1 protein-coding gene is annotated in these 1,024 nt (G+C 42.5%); it reads left to right on the top strand.

Going from position 1 to position 1,024, the window contains the following annotated elements; all coding sequences use genetic code 11:
• Nucleotides 1-1,024, top strand: a 1,024-nt coding sequence (locus tag ACFILY_RS09480) for an autotransporter domain-containing protein (RefSeq protein ID WP_375645349.1), incomplete at both ends; no start/stop codon positions are given.

Below are 1,024 nucleotides of genomic sequence, written 5' to 3'. Positions count from 1 at the left end.
TGCAACCTATGCCTGCACCGTTTGTTCCAGTTGAAGATTCTACTGATGAGGTTCGTCCATCTGAGCCCTCTATTCCGGTATCTCCTTCATCTCCAGATTCTGTCCCCACTCCTTCTACCCCTGTTGAACCTGTACGTCCTTCTGTACCAACTGTTCCAGAGGACCATTCTTTTGTGCAACCTATGCCTGCACCGTTTGTTCCAGTTGAAGATTCTACTGATGAGGTTCGTCCATCTGAGCTCTCTGTTCCGGAGGACACTTCATCTCCAGATTCTGTTCCTCCTCCTTCTGCCCCTGTTGAACCAAAGCCTTCTGGGTCTTCTGACCCTTTGGATTCCTCGTCTAATCTCCAAATTAGAGCTGTTGTTCCACAGGTTCCAACTTATCTTCTTTTGCCAAATGCCTTATTTCATGCTGGTTTAGTGGATATGACCGCGCAAAATAAGACATTAGAGACAATGCGGAATGCTTTTCATTCCTTTGGGAAGGATAATGAAAAGACAGCCTTTTTTCTGCATGCTTATGGTGGTAGCCATCATTATGCTTCCAACTTATCTGCTTTTGAATATGGCTATGGTGCTGAGCTCGATTATAATGCATTCGAAGCAGGTGTTTTGTTAAATGAGATTGAGAGTTTATATGGTTGTACATTCTTTGGAGTTATGGGGTCTTACGGAAATCTTTCTCTAACCCCTCAGGATGTTGAACAAAGCAAAAAGAGTGCATTTGATAAATGGTCTGTTTCTGCCTATGGAAGTCTGAAGCATGATACGGGTTTTTATATAGATGGGGTGGTATCGTATGGACTTTTTAAGGGAGATGTTTTGACCCTTGCACGGGGCAAGGTTGTGGAATTAAAGGGTAAACAGTTTAGCGGTTCTTTAACGAGTGGCAGAACGTTTTCAACAGGGTATAAAGGTGTTGTTTTTGATCCGCAGATTCAGATTGTTTATCAGCATCTTCAGTTTAATCAGGCGCGTGATATTGATAATCTTGATGTTGATTTAGGAAAATTTCATCAATG

It is taken from the genome of Bartonella sp. CL25QHWL, from assembly GCF_042195335.1.
In the GTDB taxonomy this organism is placed as follows: Bacteria; Pseudomonadota; Alphaproteobacteria; order Rhizobiales; family Rhizobiaceae; genus Bartonella.
Note: the sequence above shows the minus strand (reverse complement) of the source record. Positions and strands in the feature narration are given on the sequence as shown.